General features: G+C 57.5%; 17 protein-coding genes and 1 riboswitch. Of the genes, 10 read left to right on the plus strand and 7 right to left on the minus strand.

Annotated elements, in window-relative coordinates:
* Positions 1–110: 110 nt before the first annotated feature.
* Positions 111–198: riboswitch (glycine riboswitch) on the minus strand.
* A 158-nt stretch (positions 199–356) separates the two neighbouring features.
* A complete protein-coding gene (locus ACQZ48_RS12245; RefSeq protein WP_191217599.1) occupies positions 357–542 on the minus strand; it encodes a DUF3008 family protein in 186 nt (61 codons plus the stop codon).
* 172 nt (positions 543–714) lie between these two features.
* On the opposite strand from ACQZ48_RS12245, the gene ACQZ48_RS12250 reads away from it, so the two are divergent.
* A complete protein-coding gene (locus tag ACQZ48_RS12250) occupies positions 715–1,095 on the plus strand; it encodes a hypothetical protein (RefSeq protein ID WP_077982929.1) in 381 nt (126 codons plus the stop codon).
* Between the two features lie 87 nt (positions 1,096–1,182).
* Entirely contained in the window at positions 1,183–2,160 is a 978-nt protein-coding gene (locus ACQZ48_RS12255; RefSeq protein ID WP_191217598.1) for a copper chaperone PCu(A)C, read from the plus strand.
* A gap of 234 nt (positions 2,161–2,394) precedes the next feature.
* Here ACQZ48_RS12255 and ACQZ48_RS12260 read toward each other — a convergent pair whose 3' ends face one another.
* Positions 2,395–2,697, minus strand: a complete 303-nt coding sequence (locus ACQZ48_RS12260) for a hypothetical protein (protein ID WP_137410284.1) — start codon at positions 2,695–2,697, stop codon at positions 2,395–2,397.
* 204 nt (positions 2,698–2,901) lie between these two features.
* Between ACQZ48_RS12260 and crcB the strand changes: the two genes are divergently transcribed.
* From crcB to ACQZ48_RS12290, 6 genes are all read left to right on the plus strand, one after another.
* Positions 2,902–3,279 (plus strand): fluoride efflux transporter CrcB, encoded by a 378-nt coding sequence (gene crcB, locus ACQZ48_RS12265; RefSeq protein ID WP_137410285.1) that lies wholly within the window; start codon positions 2,902–2,904, stop codon positions 3,277–3,279.
* 66 nt (positions 3,280–3,345) lie between these two features.
* Positions 3,346–4,335 (plus strand): RluA family pseudouridine synthase, encoded by a 990-nt coding sequence (locus ACQZ48_RS12270; protein WP_035264040.1) that lies wholly within the window; start codon positions 3,346–3,348, stop codon positions 4,333–4,335.
* 6 nt (positions 4,336–4,341) lie between these two features.
* On the plus strand, positions 4,342–5,010 hold the full coding sequence (locus ACQZ48_RS12275) for an HAD family hydrolase (protein ID WP_077982321.1): 669 nt from the start codon (positions 4,342–4,344) through the stop codon (positions 5,008–5,010).
* A 29-nt stretch (positions 5,011–5,039) separates the two neighbouring features.
* Positions 5,040–5,834, plus strand: coding sequence for an ATP12 family chaperone protein (locus ACQZ48_RS12280; protein WP_191217597.1), 795 nt, complete (start codon positions 5,040–5,042; stop codon positions 5,832–5,834).
* A gap of 60 nt (positions 5,835–5,894) precedes the next feature.
* Complete coding sequence (locus ACQZ48_RS12285) at positions 5,895–6,383, plus strand: hypothetical protein (RefSeq protein ID WP_142912206.1); 489 nt, start codon at positions 5,895–5,897, stop codon at positions 6,381–6,383.
* Between the two features lie 249 nt (positions 6,384–6,632).
* Positions 6,633–7,022: a RidA family protein gene (locus ACQZ48_RS12290; protein WP_142912207.1), complete on the plus strand. Its 390-nt coding sequence runs from the start codon at positions 6,633–6,635 to the stop codon at positions 7,020–7,022.
* Between the two features lie 59 nt (positions 7,023–7,081).
* On the opposite strand, the gene fghA is transcribed toward ACQZ48_RS12290, so the two are convergent.
* From fghA to ACQZ48_RS12305, 3 genes are read right to left on the minus strand one after another with little or no spacing between them, the layout of a single operon-like run.
* A complete protein-coding gene (gene fghA, locus ACQZ48_RS12295) occupies positions 7,082–7,915 on the minus strand; it encodes an S-formylglutathione hydrolase (RefSeq protein WP_448728844.1) in 834 nt (277 codons plus the stop codon).
* 30 nt (positions 7,916–7,945) lie between these two features.
* The gene (locus tag ACQZ48_RS12300) at positions 7,946–8,605 is read right to left on the minus strand and encodes a DUF1345 domain-containing protein (protein ID WP_137410290.1); all 660 of its coding nucleotides are present in this window, start codon (positions 8,603–8,605) and stop codon (positions 7,946–7,948) included.
* 25 nt (positions 8,606–8,630) lie between these two features.
* Positions 8,631–9,086 (minus strand): YaiI/YqxD family protein, encoded by a 456-nt coding sequence (locus tag ACQZ48_RS12305; RefSeq protein WP_448728845.1) that lies wholly within the window; start codon positions 9,084–9,086, stop codon positions 8,631–8,633.
* A 166-nt stretch (positions 9,087–9,252) separates the two neighbouring features.
* Here ACQZ48_RS12305 and ACQZ48_RS12310 point away from each other — a divergent pair, with 166 nt between their 5' ends.
* Positions 9,253–9,705 carry a DUF5680 domain-containing protein gene (locus tag ACQZ48_RS12310; RefSeq protein WP_077982315.1) on the plus strand — a complete coding sequence of 151 codons (453 nt, stop codon included), beginning with the start codon at positions 9,253–9,255 and terminating at the stop codon, positions 9,703–9,705.
* Between the two features lie 291 nt (positions 9,706–9,996).
* Complete coding sequence (locus ACQZ48_RS12315; protein WP_448728882.1) at positions 9,997–10,734, plus strand: hypothetical protein; 738 nt, start codon at positions 9,997–9,999, stop codon at positions 10,732–10,734.
* 6 nt (positions 10,735–10,740) lie between these two features.
* On the opposite strand, the gene ACQZ48_RS12320 is transcribed toward ACQZ48_RS12315, so the two are convergent.
* Entirely contained in the window at positions 10,741–12,168 is a 1,428-nt protein-coding gene (locus tag ACQZ48_RS12320) for an ISNCY family transposase (RefSeq protein ID WP_448728846.1), read from the minus strand.
* A 660-nt stretch (positions 12,169–12,828) separates the two neighbouring features.
* The gene (locus ACQZ48_RS12325; RefSeq protein ID WP_448728847.1) at positions 12,829–13,905 is read right to left on the minus strand and encodes a rolling circle replication-associated protein; all 1,077 of its coding nucleotides are present in this window, start codon (positions 13,903–13,905) and stop codon (positions 12,829–12,831) included.
* Positions 13,906–13,922 lie beyond the last annotated feature (17 nt).

Genomic DNA, 13,922 nt, shown 5'->3' on the forward strand with positions numbered 1-13,922 from the left:
TCATGGCGCGATGCGCCGGTTCAAGAGCCCCCTCTGTCCTTGTCGCCTGAGATTGTTATCCCTTCGGCGAGCCGTCCTTTAGATCAAGGTGGCTTCTCTCCAGAGTTCCGTCGTCACCGCTGGTCCTTTTGCCTGAGAGTTTCCGGGGCGGTTGCTCCTTCGGCACCGCATTGAAGCGGTTTCTCCCAACGGTGATGCGCGCTCATTATCTTCGAAGCCCGGCTATTGGCAAGGACCAAATGACGCATCTGAACAGATTCTTGCTCCATCTGCGTCATCGTCATAGCAGCCGTCTCGCCGAAAGGTTTGCAGATGCGTTTCAACGACCGGAATTCGGCCAGCGTAAAGATGCAATGCTAATCGGATTTTTTCTCCGGCAAGCCCTTCCGTTTCGTCGAGGCAAAATCCTCAAGTTCCTTTTCTGTCATATACTTCTCCATGCTTTTTGAAGCGCCTTGTAAACTTGATTTTTTCACTTCGCCGCGTTTGGCGGCGAGAGCTGCACCCGCGGCTTTCTGCTGGGCTTTCGATTTGGCTGGCATGGTTGCCTCCTTTGAAACGATGGCTCCAGCAGAAAAATGCCGGCTTGCATTGATTGTTCCCTCGCAACTATCGAGCCTGCGGCAAAATTCCCCTTTGAAATCGGCAGGAAAGCGAGATATCGCGTAGAGTATGGATACAGATCGAAAGAGACGGCTGGCAGAATTGGAGAAGATGCTTCGCATTTTCTGCGCTGCTCTGATGTTGTCGCTCGGTTTTGCCCACAAGCCCGCGCTTGCCGTCAGCTCTCAGGTTGTCCTTGACGAGAGTTACCGGCTGCCGGACGGCACCTTTGCGGAAATCTGTTTTGGTCATGGCGACGGCGTCAACGCTTCCCATACCAAGGAAGGCCCCGCCCATTCCCGCGACGCCATTCTGTTTTGCGAGGCCTGCCTCCTGGCCTCGTCCATTCTTCTGCCGACGCCTGATATGGCTGGCTGGCTGAGAACTGAATTTGCCTGGCTCGACAATCGCCTGCCTTCGGAATGGAGCTTCCGCTCCGTGCTGACGATCCAGAAACCCGCTGCGCGCGGCCCGCCAACCCTGTCCGACTGATTATTCGTTTTACGGTATCATCGCCGCCTTTGGCGGCACGGAGCGGCTGCGCGGACCCAGAGGGAGAGCAGTCGCAGGGACAAGCAAATGAAAACTACCAAGATCATCACATGCAGCCTTTTCGTCGCTTCGGTATCGACCGCGCAGGCTTTCGCCCACGCCACCTTCGTTGACGGTTCCGCCGAACAGGAAAGCACCGTCGTCGCGGCCCTCCAGGTGCCGCATGGCTGCGACGGCGGGCTCGCCACGACCGAAGTTCAGATCAAGCTGCCGGAAGGATTCATTTCCGCCAAGCCGCAGCCCAAGGCCGGCTGGGAACTGGAAATCATCAAGGGCGACTACCAGAAGACCTACAAGAACCACGGCAAGGAGATTAAAAGCGGACCGGTCGAGATCCGCTGGAAAGGTGGCAACCTGCCGGACGAGTTCTACGACACTTTCGCCGTGCAGGGCAAAATCTCCGGCGTTGAAGTGGGGCAGGACCTGCCGTTCAAGGTGACGCAGCTTTGCGACGACAAGGGCAAGGTCTCCTGGGATGAAGTCGCAGCCGCCGGTGTCGATCCGCATTCGCTGAAAAGCCCGGCGCCGACCATCAAGGTAACCGCGAAGTCGGAACATGCCGGTGGGCACGATCATTCCGCCATGGCCATGGATATGGATGTCGTGAAGGCCGGCAACCTCGAAGTATCCGATGGCGCAACCAAGGCGATGCTGCCGGGCCAGCCGGTCGGAGGCGGTTACGTCACCATCAAGAACACCGGCGACAGCGACGACAAGCTGGTTGGGGTCGAATCCTCTTCCGCCGGTCGCGCTGAAATCCACGAGATGGCCATGGTCAACGACGTCATGAAAATGCGCAAGCTTGATAAGGGTATCGTTATTCCCGCCGGCCAGACGGTGGAACTGAAGCCCGGCGGCCTGCACATGATGTTCTTCGATGTTAAAAAGCCTTTTGCCGAAGGCGACAAGGTGCCGGTGACGCTCATCTTCGAAAAGGCCGGCAAGGTCGAGATCGTGCTTTCGACGGGTGCAGCCAAGGGCGGCGGCGACCACCAGCATAATTGACCGATGAAAAACGGCTACCGGAACGCGTGACACGTCCGGTAGCCGCAAATTTTGATCTATCGTTTTTGTTCTTCGGCGCCTTGGCGGAAAAGGCAGGGGTCGCCCACGTGATTTTCCGGAACCCGGTCGTAAATCTCTAGAAGATCAGTCTGGCACCAGGCTGAATGTGGGGATCCCGTCTATATGTCGAAAAAATGAAGAAACAACATTAAAATACCTACGTATCCACCTGATCTATAAATTACTTTCAGATTTTGATGTAAGGCTGTTTTCCTCGTAAGCCTCCACGGCCTGCTCCAGTGTCGCCTGCGGCTCCTGACGCTGGCTGCTTGCTATCAGGAAATAGAGGGTGAGGGCCGGCGGCTTGATCGTCGTCATCAGGCCCCTGAGCTGGAAATCGTCGCCGTTTTCGGCCTTGCGCGCCAGTTCGTGAATGGCCTCTTCAATTTCACTCTTGCGCGGCGTGCGTTGCGGCGGTTTTACGGCCTCGAGTGCATAGGCCGCTGTATTCGCGGAAACGGAAAGAACCTGTGTCATCGAACCTCCGGTGATCTTAGCCGACCCTGAAAAACCGGAGATTAGCAGCTGCCCATTGTTGGAAGGCTAAATCGCGGAGCTGCAATTTAATCGTATTTTAATAACCGAAAGCACGGGACTTTGGGGTTTCGCCAGCAGTTCTCATGGTCTAAAAATGCCTTGGACCGCGCGGCCCGACGATTTCTTCCGGAGACACAATTTCCCATGATCAATATCGCCCTTGTCGCCGCAGGCGGCGCAATCGGTTCCGTGTTCCGTTATCTGGTCGGGGTCTTGTGTATGCGGTTGGCCGGACCGAATTTTCCATGGGGAACCCTTGCTGTGAACGTGGCCGGATCTTTCCTGATCGGTCTGCTGGTCGAGCTCGTGGCAAGGCGGTTGAATGCATCGATGGAAATGCGCCTGTTTCTCGTCACCGGCGTGCTCGGCGGCTTTACGACGTTCTCGTCGTTTTCGCTCGATGCGGTCTCGCTGTTCGAACGCGGCACACTCGGGCTTTCCGCCGTTTACGTGCTTGCAAGCCTTGTGGTTTCCATCGCTGCGGTTTTCGCCGGGCTGGCCTTGGGCCGCAGTTTGTTCTAAAGGCTTGGTCCAAACGGCGCGCTGGCGAACAGAGCGCGCGATCAGGACAGAAAGACTGGAAATTTCATGGCAGGTATCGAGCACATCAAGGTCGGGGCCGACGAGGCCGGTATGCGCCTCGATCGCTGGTTCAAGATTCATTATCCGGGACTTGGTTTCGGGCAGTTGCAGAAGCTTCTGCGCTCCGGCCAGGTGCGTGTGGACGGCGGCCGGGTGAAGACGGATGCGCGCGTGCAGCCGGGACAGATGGTGCGCGTTCCGCCGGTCGATTCCGATCTCAAGGTCAAAAGCGGCCCGATCGGATCGAAGGATCTCAAACATTCCGAAGATGGCGAGCTTCTCGCGCGCATGCTGCTGCATGAAGACGACAAGGTCTTCGTTTTCAACAAGCCGGCCGGCATCGCCGTGCAGGGCGGCTCCGGCGTCACCCGCCATATTGACGGGCTGCTGGAAGCCTGGACCAACCAGAAGGGCGAAAAGCCGCGTCTGGTACACCGCCTGGACCGCGATACGTCGGGCGTGCTGGTGGTTGCCCGCACCCGCGGCGCTGCGCAGAAGCTGACCGCCGCCTTCCGCGAGCGCGACACCAAGAAGACCTATTGGGCGCTGGTCAAGGGCGTGCCCCGCAAGCATCAGGACAAGATATCCACCTGGCTCGTCAAGGAACAGACGATGGATGGCGACCGTATGCGTATCGCCAAACATGGCGAGGAGGGGGCCGATCACGCCGTCTCCTATTACCGCGTCATCGATACCGCCGCGCAGAATCTCGCCTGGCTGGAAATGGAACCCTATACCGGCCGCACCCATCAGCTTCGCGTGCACGCGCTGCATATGGGCCACCCGATCATCGGCGATCCCAAATATTACATCGACGATCCGAACTGGGATTTTCCGGGCGGCATCCAGAAGCGCCTACATCTGCATGCGCGCCACATCGATATTCCGCATCCGAATGGCGGTCGGCTTCGGGTCAGCGCACCCCTGCCGCCGCATATGGTGCAAACCTGGAACCTGCTCGGTCTCGACGTGGCCGATGGCGATAGGGAAGACTGACAGCCCATGAAACTGGTTCTTTTCGATTGCGACGGAACGCTGGTGGATAGCGCCGGCCTGATCCATGCCGTCATGGCAGACACTTTCGCTGATTTCGGCAAGCCGCGCCCCGATATCTCCGAAACCAAGGCGATCATCGGACTGACGCTCGATATTGCCATCGCCCGCATGCTCGGCAAGACACATGTGGATGACGAGGCGCAGGCGATGACAGAACGCTACAGGGAAATCTATCATCCCCTGCGGGAGCGCTCGGAAATGACCGTGCCGCTTTTCGACGGTATCGCCCCGCTGATCGATGCGCTTTCGAAACGTGACGATGTGCTGATCGGGGCGGTGACCGGCAAGGGCCGGCGCGGTCTTACCCATATACTGCAGACCCACGGCCTCGCCGATCACTTCATCGTTTCGCGTACGGCGGATGATTGCCCCTCCAAACCGCATCCGGCCATGGTGATGGAATGCTGCCATGAAACCGGCATGGTTCCGGCCGATACTGTCGTAATAGGCGATGCGATTTACGACATGCAGATGGCCAAGGCTGCGGGCGCAAAAGCCATCGGTGTCGCCTGGGGCTATGCCTCGGTCGACGATCTCTGGAAGGCGGGCGCCGATGCGGTCGTCAACCACCCGCGCGAAATTCAGGCCTATGTTCCGGCCGATATTCTTGAATAACCTTTCTATCCGACTGACGAGGACGTGCCATGCGTGATCTCCTGAACGACCTTTCGGAGGGCCTGAGCCATCCCGACCCGATCCTGCGCGCGCAGATCCAGATGCAGAAGCCTCTGCCGAAGCGGTTCTACAAGGATGTCACCGTCGGCGAGGTGGAGGAGGGCGGCTTTACCATCCTTCTCGATGGCAAGCCGCTGCGCACCCCCGCCAAGAAGCCGCTGACCGTCCCGACGCGCGCGCTGGCGGAACTGCTTCGCGATGAATGGGATGCCCAGAAAGACGTGGTCAATCCGGTTGTCATGCCCGTCTCGCGGCATGTGAACACGGCCATTGATGGCGTCGCCAACGACACGCAGGCGGTTTTTGAGGACGTACTTCGTTTTTCTTCTTCCGATCTCCTCTGCTATAGGGCCGGCGACCCGGAAGCGCTGGTTGCGCGGCAGACGGACCACTGGGATCCCGTGCTGGACTGGGCGGCCAATGTGCTCGGCGCGCGTTTCCTTCTCGTAGAAGGCGTGATGCATCAGGACCAGCCGCGCGAAGCCATCGCCGCTTTTGCGGTAACGCTGAAGAAATACGACACACCGATTGCGCTTGCCGCTCTTCACACCATGACGTCGCTGACCGGCTCAGCCATTTTGGCGCTGGCGCTGGCGGAAGGGCACCTGAAGCTGGAAGAAACATGGGCGCTCGCCCATCTGGACGAGGACTGGACCGCCGAGCAATGGGGCGAGGACGAGGAGGCGCTGGAGCGCCGCGCCGTCAGGCTTGTCGACATGCGCGCGGCCCTCAATGTTCTGGAGTCGCTGAAGAGCGCCTCTTAACGCTTTTCTAACCCTGATCGTCGAACATGTGGCTACCTCACGTTAGGGGAGCCGCTGATCATGATTACCACGCTAAAACGCCTTGGCATTCTTGTGCTGGCGTGTTTCGTGCTCATGTCTTTCAGGCTGGAACCGGAAGCGACTAATACCGACCGGCTGCTTTACGACGTGCGCGGCGCGTTCGTCGCGGCACGCCCGGATGTCGCCCCGGCGCTGATGCAGTCCATCCATGCGCAGGTGCAAAATGCGATCAAAACCACGGCGCGTGGAGAAACAAGGCCGCGCGTGGTGCTGACCATCCGACTTGCATCCGTTACACGCGGTCCCTTCCTGTTCGGGGAAAGGGCGTCAGCCAAGGTTATCGTCCGCGCCGCCGCCGTTGCGACGGGAGAGGTAATTGCAGAAGCCAAATTCACCGCCACCGTCGTCAGCTTCGACGATCAGTCAATAGAGCAGGAACTTGCCTATGGCGTCGCCGAACGCGTGATCCGCGAATTCAGGCTGAACCGGCGCGCTCCGACGACGCTTGCGACGGCTCTGTTTCCATAAGCAGGACACAAAAGGCGAGGGCGTGACGGCTATTCGTCCGCATCTCAGCTTCAGAAATATCTCAAGCTTCAATCGGGCGCATCTTCTGTGCCTCTAAGTTCACATACGCCGCGTATACATAATTGACATGCGACGCGTATGTAATTATCTGGCATACGTAACGTATGTAAATGGACGTCCGAAGCCTTCTTTGAATAAGAGCAACGCTTCTCGCGTCCATGACCACTCCAGCCCATAGAGAGATCCACAATGACCGCACGCGAAGCAATTTTCCCCGCTAACAGGCATGCGCTTTACGAGGAGCATGGCTATTCCGCAGCTATCCGATCCGGTGACCTTCTTTTCGTTTCCGGCCAGGTCGGCAGCCGTGCCGATGGAACGCCTGAACCTGATTTTGGGCGACAGGTCCGGCTGGCCTTCGAAAATCTCAAGGCAACGCTTGAGGCGGCGGGCTGCACCTTCGACGACATTGTGGATGTGACGACGTTCCACACGGATCCGGAAAACCAGTTCGGAACGATCATGACCGTCAAGCAGGAGATTTTCAGCCAAAAGCCTTACCCGAACTGGACCGCCGTCGGCGTCAACTGGCTTGCCGGCTTCGATTTCGAGATCAAGGTCATTGCCCGTATCCCGTAATGTCAGGTTAGATATGAAGCGGCGGCGCTTAAAGGGCGCCGCCAACCTTCTCTCTATCCTTACCCCAGCCGCTCCGCATGCCACTTCAAATGGTCATCCATGAAAGTGGAGATGAAATAATAGGAGTGGTCGTAACGATCGTGCATGCGCAGCGTCAGGCCGATATCCGTGCCCTTGATCGCCTCTTCGAACAGCCAGGGGCGCAGGCCTTTTTCCAGGAAACTATCGGCTTTGCCCTGATCGATCAGAAATTCGGGAAACCGTGCGCCATCCTCGACCAGCGAGCAGGCGTCATAGCGACGCCATGCGGTCCTGTCAGCACCGAGATATTTTTCCAGCGCCGGTTCCGACCAGTCTGCGGAAGAGGGTGCAACGATGGGTGCAAAAGCCGAGCAGCTCTTGAAACGCTCGGGTTTTTTCAGCGCAATGGTCATCGCGCCATGACCGCCCATCGAATGGCCGAAAATGGCCTGGCGGCTCATATCCGCGCGGAAATGCTGGCCGATCAGGGCAGGCAGCTCTTCCGTCACATAGCTGTACATCTGGTAGTGCTCCGACCACGGCTCCTCCGTGGCGTCGAGATAAAAACCGGCGCCCTTGCCCATCTGCCAGTTGGTCAGCTCATCCGGCACGTCATTGCCGCGCGGGCTGGTATCCGGGCAGACGATGATAAGTCCGAGTTCAGACGCCATGCGGCGATATTCGCCCTTCTCCATGACATTGGCGTGGGTGCAGGTGAGGCCCGAGAGATACCAGACAACCGGGCAGGGCTCATGGATCGCCTTCGGCGGCACATAAACCGCAAAGGTCATCTCAGATTTCAGGGTTTCCGATGTATGCGAAAATACGCCCTGCATGCCGCCAAAGGCCGTATTTTGCGAAATAATGTTCATGAAGACAGTCCTCTTGAAAAGAAAATCGGTTCAGCCCGCAAGCGAGACGGCGGCATTCACCGCCGCCGCTACCAGAACCGTATTGAAAAAGAAAGAAACGATGGAGTGCAGCAACGTGACCTTACGCATGGCGGTCGTGGTTACGCCCACATCCGACGTCTGCGCCGTCATGCCGATCACCACGGCGAAATAGAGAAAGTCGTAGCCGCAGGGCTCCTTCGTCCCCGGAAAATCCATGCCGCCGCGATGCTGGGGCTTGCCGTCGGCCATCGCCGGCCGCCAGTAAAGATGAGCGTAGTGCAGGGCGGTCATGGTGTGGATGGTCAGCCAGCCGAAGATCACCGAGGCGAAGGCGATGAGCAGCGCCCAGACTGTTTCGCCGGTATGATTGAGGGCCTGAAACAGCGATACCACCGCGACGGCAACGGCAAGCAGCGTGACGGCGATGATGGCGACCGCAGGCAGATCATCGCTATCGGCATGGGCCTTCAGATGTTGCGCCGTCAACCCCGACAGGCGAAATGCAATCAAGGTGAGATAGGTCAGGAAGAACAGAACGGCCGCGATCTCGATCGCCAGCGGCGGCGCAAAAACCAGCGCCAGGCCAAGGCTCACGGCGCCGACCAAAAAAGCAATGACGAAAGGTTGATGGCGACGATAGCTGTTGCTTTTCATAGTGGCCGGGTTCATGGGTGGCGCCTCTCCGTTGGCGCCGTCATTTTTTGACACGGCGGCAGAAACGGTCAAGCGTCTCCAGAAAAGCCGAGCGGTCGCGCGGTGAAAAAGCCGCGTTATATCCCTTGCTTTCACCGGTTTCGCGCAGATGCGCGCCAAAATCGCGCATCGCCGTCGCCATCCCGATGTTCGACTGGTCAAAAACGCGGCCCGTCGGCCCGGTCACCAGCGCACCCTTGGCGACACAGCGACCGGCCAGCCGCACATCGGCGGTGATGACGATGTCGTTTTCGGCTGCATGATCGGCGATCCAGTCGTCCGCCGCGTCGAAACCGGCGGATACGATGACGTTTTTTACCATAGGATCGCGCGACGGACGCAGGCCGGAATTGGCAACGAAGGTCACTTCCAGCCCATGCCGCTCCGCCACCTTGAGAATCTCCGGCTTCACGGGGCAGGCATCGGCATCGACATAGATCTGCGGGTTTTGCGGCATGGACACTCTTTTCGGATAATTTCTGCCATGCTTCTAAGCGCAAACGGCGCGATTACCAAGCCCGCCATTGTTGAAATGCGGGTTCGACACAGGGCAGGGGCGCACTTGCGAACATCCCAAAAATCACTTATGTTCACTTTATGTTCTTGCTTCCCAAAGGTTTCCCATGCTGGAAGATTTCATCGTGCAGGCCAAGTCCGCGACGTATGTTGGCGGCGGCAACAACTCCGCGACGCCCACTCGCAAGGGATCGCACGATCTCGGTTATCGGAACGGCGACTGGCACTATATCGACAGCTATTTCGGGGGAACCGATTTCATAGGTCAGGAGGTCGTTTGGCATCAGGGAACGGCGGTGTGGGCGATGAGTTATTACGGCCGCATCCTCCGGCCCGACATGATCGATGGCGCCACGGCCGGCAGGGTCATCCAGAGGTCGCTTTCCACGCTCTATCGTGAGGGCCGCTTTCTCGGCGGCTTCACCCACCCGGTGGAGGATTTGGTCTATGTCGACACGAATGCCGGAGAGTTCCAGTCCTTCACCGGCTTGGAGCGCATTTACCGGGGACACGTCGAGACATACCGGCTCGATTATCATGGCGGAATGATAAAGCCGTAAAAGAGGCGAAGGATGGGACGATGATGTTTCAACGCTCCATCTCCAGGCTTCAAATCAGCCAAGCTGTTGTCAAAGCTGATTAGAGATGCGACGCCGCTGGCCCGTTAGAAATGCGACAATGGCTCCGACAATCAGCCCCCGACCGGACCGGCTGGGCCGGGTTGCAAGGGTAGGGAGGGGGCGGGTGATGACGCTCCCCTTCGGCTTTAGCTTCCTCAGTAGCAATTATCTGGTTGTCAGCTGATAATCGTTTTGCACCTGCATCGGGCGGGTAGGGATCAAAGCGACATGATGCTTCCGGAAATCAAGCTGCATGGTGACGTCGATGTCGCCGCGCTGTCACCACTTCTTCGCGGCATGCTTCTTTCGGTTGCCTATGCTGACGGTGAGGGGGGCATAGGATTGACGGCAACCGGCGCCATGAACCGCAAGTTCGTGCATTGGGCCGCTGTTAACTTCCTCTGGCCCGACTTTACAGCCGAAGATCTCTACAGCATGCACAAGGTGCTCAATGAACGCGACGTACCGCCACTCTGGGTCGTGCGGGACATGACCCGTCATCTGAAGCTGTTGCGTCGGAAAAAGGATGTGCTGCTGCCAACCAAACGCGGCCGGGAGTTTCTGCTGGACCCGAACGCCTTCTTTGATCTGATCGCCACGGATTATCTCTATTCCTATGTCCACGAAGCCGAACGGGAAGAGAAGGTCCAAGCACGGTTACGCTGGTGGCGCATGTTCCTCAATCTTCTCAATATCAAGGCCAGAGAAGGGTGCACGCCATTGCAGATTGTAAAAATCCTCAAGCCACACTTCGCCCCCCTGTCTGAGACCGAAATGACACTGGAAGCCTGGGAGCTGAAATCCGATGTCCAATATGGCGTGCTGAGGCGCCTGTGCTGGCTGGGCCTGCTCTACGAGGCACGAGAAGGGCTCACGCTCCTCCAGGATGGATCCTTCCACAAGACGCCACTTTGGTCCGCCTGCCTGCAGCTGGAATCGGATACACAAAGCGACATCGGGGTGCATTGAAACGTCTTATTCCGCCGCCGGCTGCTTCGATAATGCTTTCTCGCGCTTCGCAATCACCGCTGGATCGTTCATGAAATCCGTCCGCCGACCCGGCTTGCGGCCACGCTTCTTATACCCGTTCGCCGTGCTGCCGTCGCGAATGCCGAACATATGATCCGTCTGACCGGTGCGGCGAGGGCCGCCCTTGCTGCGTTGCTGTTCGCGACCAGCCTGCATCTCGGCAACCAGCGACAGCATGTCATCCAGTCGCTTGTTGTCTACGACTTCGGCGCGATGTACCGAGCGTAACGTGTCGAAGGTTCTATAGGGCAGGGCAAAGCTCTCGTGCATGATCTCGAGCCGGCCGTCGGGATAATCGCACACGATCACCTTCTCGCCCGCCAATGGCCTGGAAATCTCGGTCGGATCGAGAATGAACAGCACCTTGTCGTAACGCAGTGTCAGAGATTGCGACAGGGTGCGGACTTCCTTGCGGCACATGGCGCCATCGAGGTTCTCGTGATCGGCCAACGGCCTGTGCATGTCCTTCGGATTGCGCGGTTCCTTGCCGAAACGCGCGTTGAAATCTAAAATGAACTCAGGCGCATAGGCATTGGCTTCCTCGATCGTGTCGATGCCGCGAAGCCGCATCTCCTTGACCAGCCGGTCCTGCAACGTCTGGTTGGCACGTTCCACCCGGCCCTTGGCCTGCGGGGTATTGGCGCAGATGATGTCAATGTTCAGCTCATAAAGCGCCCGGCCGAACTGCGTTAGGCCGCTCGTTCGGTCTTTCTTCGACGCATGCAGCGAGCGGAAAACGCCGTGCTTGTCGCTGTAAAAAGCCAGCGGCTTGCCCCATTGCTGTAGATAGGCCTTCGTCGCATGCAGATAGTCGAATGTATTCTCCGAGCCAGCAAAGCGTAGATGCAGCAGCTTGCCAGTCGCGTCATCGATATAGACGAGCAGGGCGCATTTGGGCCCACGGTTCTCGAACCACCAGTGATGTGAGCCATCGATCTGCACCAGTTCGCCAAAGCAGTCACGTCGGCCGCGTGGCTGGAAAACCCGTTTCTTGCATTCCTGGCGCGAGATCCAGATGCCTGCCTCGGTCATCCATTGCCGCAGCGTCTCTTTGGCGACCGAGATCCGGTGCAGCTCGATCAGCTTCTCACGCGCTAGCGTTGGGCCGAAATCCAGATAGCGTTCGCGGATCAAATCCAGCGCCGCATTGCGCAATTCCTCGCTGTGGCGCCGATTGCTCGGCCGCGATCGCTTCTTCGAAACGAGCCCGGCCGGGCCATCCCGGTCATAGGCCTGCAGCAGCCGATGGACCTGACTTCGACTGAGGTCGAGCCGGTCCGCCGCCTGGACGACGCTCAGGCGTTCGTCACGGATCTTCTGGATAAGTTCGAGGCGATGCAATTCTTTCTGCGACATGGTGATCAAAAAGGACATGACGACTCCGACCGCTCATGGTCTCGACCAGGCTGAAGATCGTCATCCTTGCTCCCAACGTTGGCTTTGACCAGTGCGTCGAGAGGCGAGACTGTCGCATCTCTAACTGGCCCAACTGTCGCATTACTAAATAGCCCTTACAGCTGTTAATCGCATAAGATAGATTGTGGAATTTCAGGGGTTTAGTGACAGTGTATTTTCATACACTTGAGTAACACACGTTACATAATCTTGATGAACTGATTTGCCCCAACTCGTCAAGCTTTATAATGAACTTCCCAACACTTTATTAACACCACGGGACAAACGATTTTCTACCTCCGCCGCCGCCCTTGGAACGGGCTGCTTTTTTGCTGTCAGGACGCTTTTTACACACTGGTAGATCGCGCGCCTTTTCAGACGACTTCCTTACGTCAGGCTCAGGTGTGTTAGGAGCTAGAGACAGCGTAGAATGACGGCGGGGTTCCGTGGTTACCTGCTTTGGCTTCTTTACAGTCGCCCGAACTTGCTTCGCTCGAACAGGCGCAGGAGAGGGGAGAGACGAAAAAGGCCGAAGCGATGTTTTCACATCGACATAATTCGCCCTGGGGGATTTGCGCTTAATGGACACCGTGAAAGGTGTCCGAGCAATAGGCCTCACCTGAAAGGCGAGGGCAGGGCCTACAGGTCTATCGGGACTGTAGGAACGTGGGTTTGAAACCCGGCGAGACGCCACAGGCGTTCTGTCTCGTACGGGTTGTGACTTTTTGGCTTTATTTTTACGTGCCATCCGGCATCTCCCTCTTGATCGATTGAGAACCACAGCCGGACACCGGCAGTGGCGGTGAAGTAGCAGTTTGCTTTATCGCAGAACTGCACAATTGCCCCTTCAAATGGCGGGGCGACGGGGACAGGCCCCTTAGAGCGATGCTCTGAATAAAGAAATTCGTCATACACGGGCGTAGCACCGGTATCGAGGAAGTCCCAAATAATCTCACTGCGCGGAGGGAGATCACCGTGCTTTTCATCCCAAATGTCGATGAAATATTGCAGGAAGTTTTCCGCCGTTTTCCCGGTCATATGAAATTGAACCGGCTTGGCCGCTTCCCGAAACTGCTTATGTGTTTTGGCGCGAAGTGTCCGAGGGACACGGCGCACATCGGGGAAGCTGTAAATGAGGTTTTGCGGAGATAAACCCGCATCGAGATATTCATGCGCAAGGCGCTTGAAATACTCATGCCCAAGCGGCGGCTTCTTGGAAACCATCGGCCCCCAGCCTTGCTGCTCTTCATCAGCAGTGTCTTTCAGGAGGTACTTGCAAGCGTATCGCACCGCCTCAGGCGTGGACTTGTCCCAATAAGACCAGCCATGCGGCCAGTGTTTTTCCATGAAGTTTTCTCTAAGGACATGGTCAGGAACTGGACCCTGCCAATAGAGGATGATGTGCCAATGAGCGCGGCCCTTCATGGAGCCGTATTCGCCGACGACGAAATACCGAACGGGGAACCCGTCAACCCGGAGGTATTTCAGGTATTTCTGCACATCGGAGTAAGTCAGAACAGCCGCCCGAATATGATCGATATCGCCTGTTGTCCTGTCCTGCCCATAGGTCAGGGTAACGACATGCGAGGCTGTTGCAGTCTTACTTTCGGCAATGTTACGTCCAACCCAGTCATCGACTTTCGTTTCCCGACATTGCCAGCATTCGCGACAGGCCACTACACCAACATCGCTGATTTTCACCGGATTGATACACATTCGTTTTCGTGTCCTGT

This window comes from Agrobacterium sp. 22-209-1, from assembly GCF_053522485.1.

Coding starts and splice junctions, on each gene's coding strand:
- ACQZ48_RS12245 (WP_191217599.1), bottom strand. CDS start 542: ATGCCAGCCAAATCGAAAGCCCAGCAGAAAGCCGCGGGTGCAGCTCTC.
- ACQZ48_RS12250 (WP_077982929.1), top strand. CDS start 715: ATGCTTCGCATTTTCTGCGCTGCTCTGATGTTGTCGCTCGGTTTTGCC.
- ACQZ48_RS12255 (WP_191217598.1), top strand. CDS start 1,183: ATGAAAACTACCAAGATCATCACATGCAGCCTTTTCGTCGCTTCGGTA.
- ACQZ48_RS12260 (WP_137410284.1), bottom strand. CDS start 2,697: ATGACACAGGTTCTTTCCGTTTCCGCGAATACAGCGGCCTATGCACTC.
- crcB (WP_137410285.1), top strand. CDS start 2,902: ATGATCAATATCGCCCTTGTCGCCGCAGGCGGCGCAATCGGTTCCGTG.
- ACQZ48_RS12270 (WP_035264040.1), top strand. CDS start 3,346: ATGGCAGGTATCGAGCACATCAAGGTCGGGGCCGACGAGGCCGGTATG.
- ACQZ48_RS12275 (WP_077982321.1), top strand. CDS start 4,342: ATGAAACTGGTTCTTTTCGATTGCGACGGAACGCTGGTGGATAGCGCC.
- ACQZ48_RS12280 (WP_191217597.1), top strand. CDS start 5,040: ATGCGTGATCTCCTGAACGACCTTTCGGAGGGCCTGAGCCATCCCGAC.
- ACQZ48_RS12285 (WP_142912206.1), top strand. CDS start 5,895: ATGATTACCACGCTAAAACGCCTTGGCATTCTTGTGCTGGCGTGTTTC.
- ACQZ48_RS12290 (WP_142912207.1), top strand. CDS start 6,633: ATGACCGCACGCGAAGCAATTTTCCCCGCTAACAGGCATGCGCTTTAC.
- fghA (WP_448728844.1), bottom strand. CDS start 7,915: ATGAACATTATTTCGCAAAATACGGCCTTTGGCGGCATGCAGGGCGTA.
- ACQZ48_RS12300 (WP_137410290.1), bottom strand. CDS start 8,605: ATGAACCCGGCCACTATGAAAAGCAACAGCTATCGTCGCCATCAACCT.
- ACQZ48_RS12305 (WP_448728845.1), bottom strand. CDS start 9,086: ATGCCGCAAAACCCGCAGATCTATGTCGATGCCGATGCCTGCCCCGTG.
- ACQZ48_RS12310 (WP_077982315.1), top strand. CDS start 9,253: ATGCTGGAAGATTTCATCGTGCAGGCCAAGTCCGCGACGTATGTTGGC.
- ACQZ48_RS12315 (WP_448728882.1), top strand. CDS start 9,997: ATGCTTCCGGAAATCAAGCTGCATGGTGACGTCGATGTCGCCGCGCTG.
- ACQZ48_RS12320 (WP_448728846.1), bottom strand. CDS start 12,168: ATGTCCTTTTTGATCACCATGTCGCAGAAAGAATTGCATCGCCTCGAA.
- ACQZ48_RS12325 (WP_448728847.1), bottom strand. CDS start 13,905: ATGTGTATCAATCCGGTGAAAATCAGCGATGTTGGTGTAGTGGCCTGT.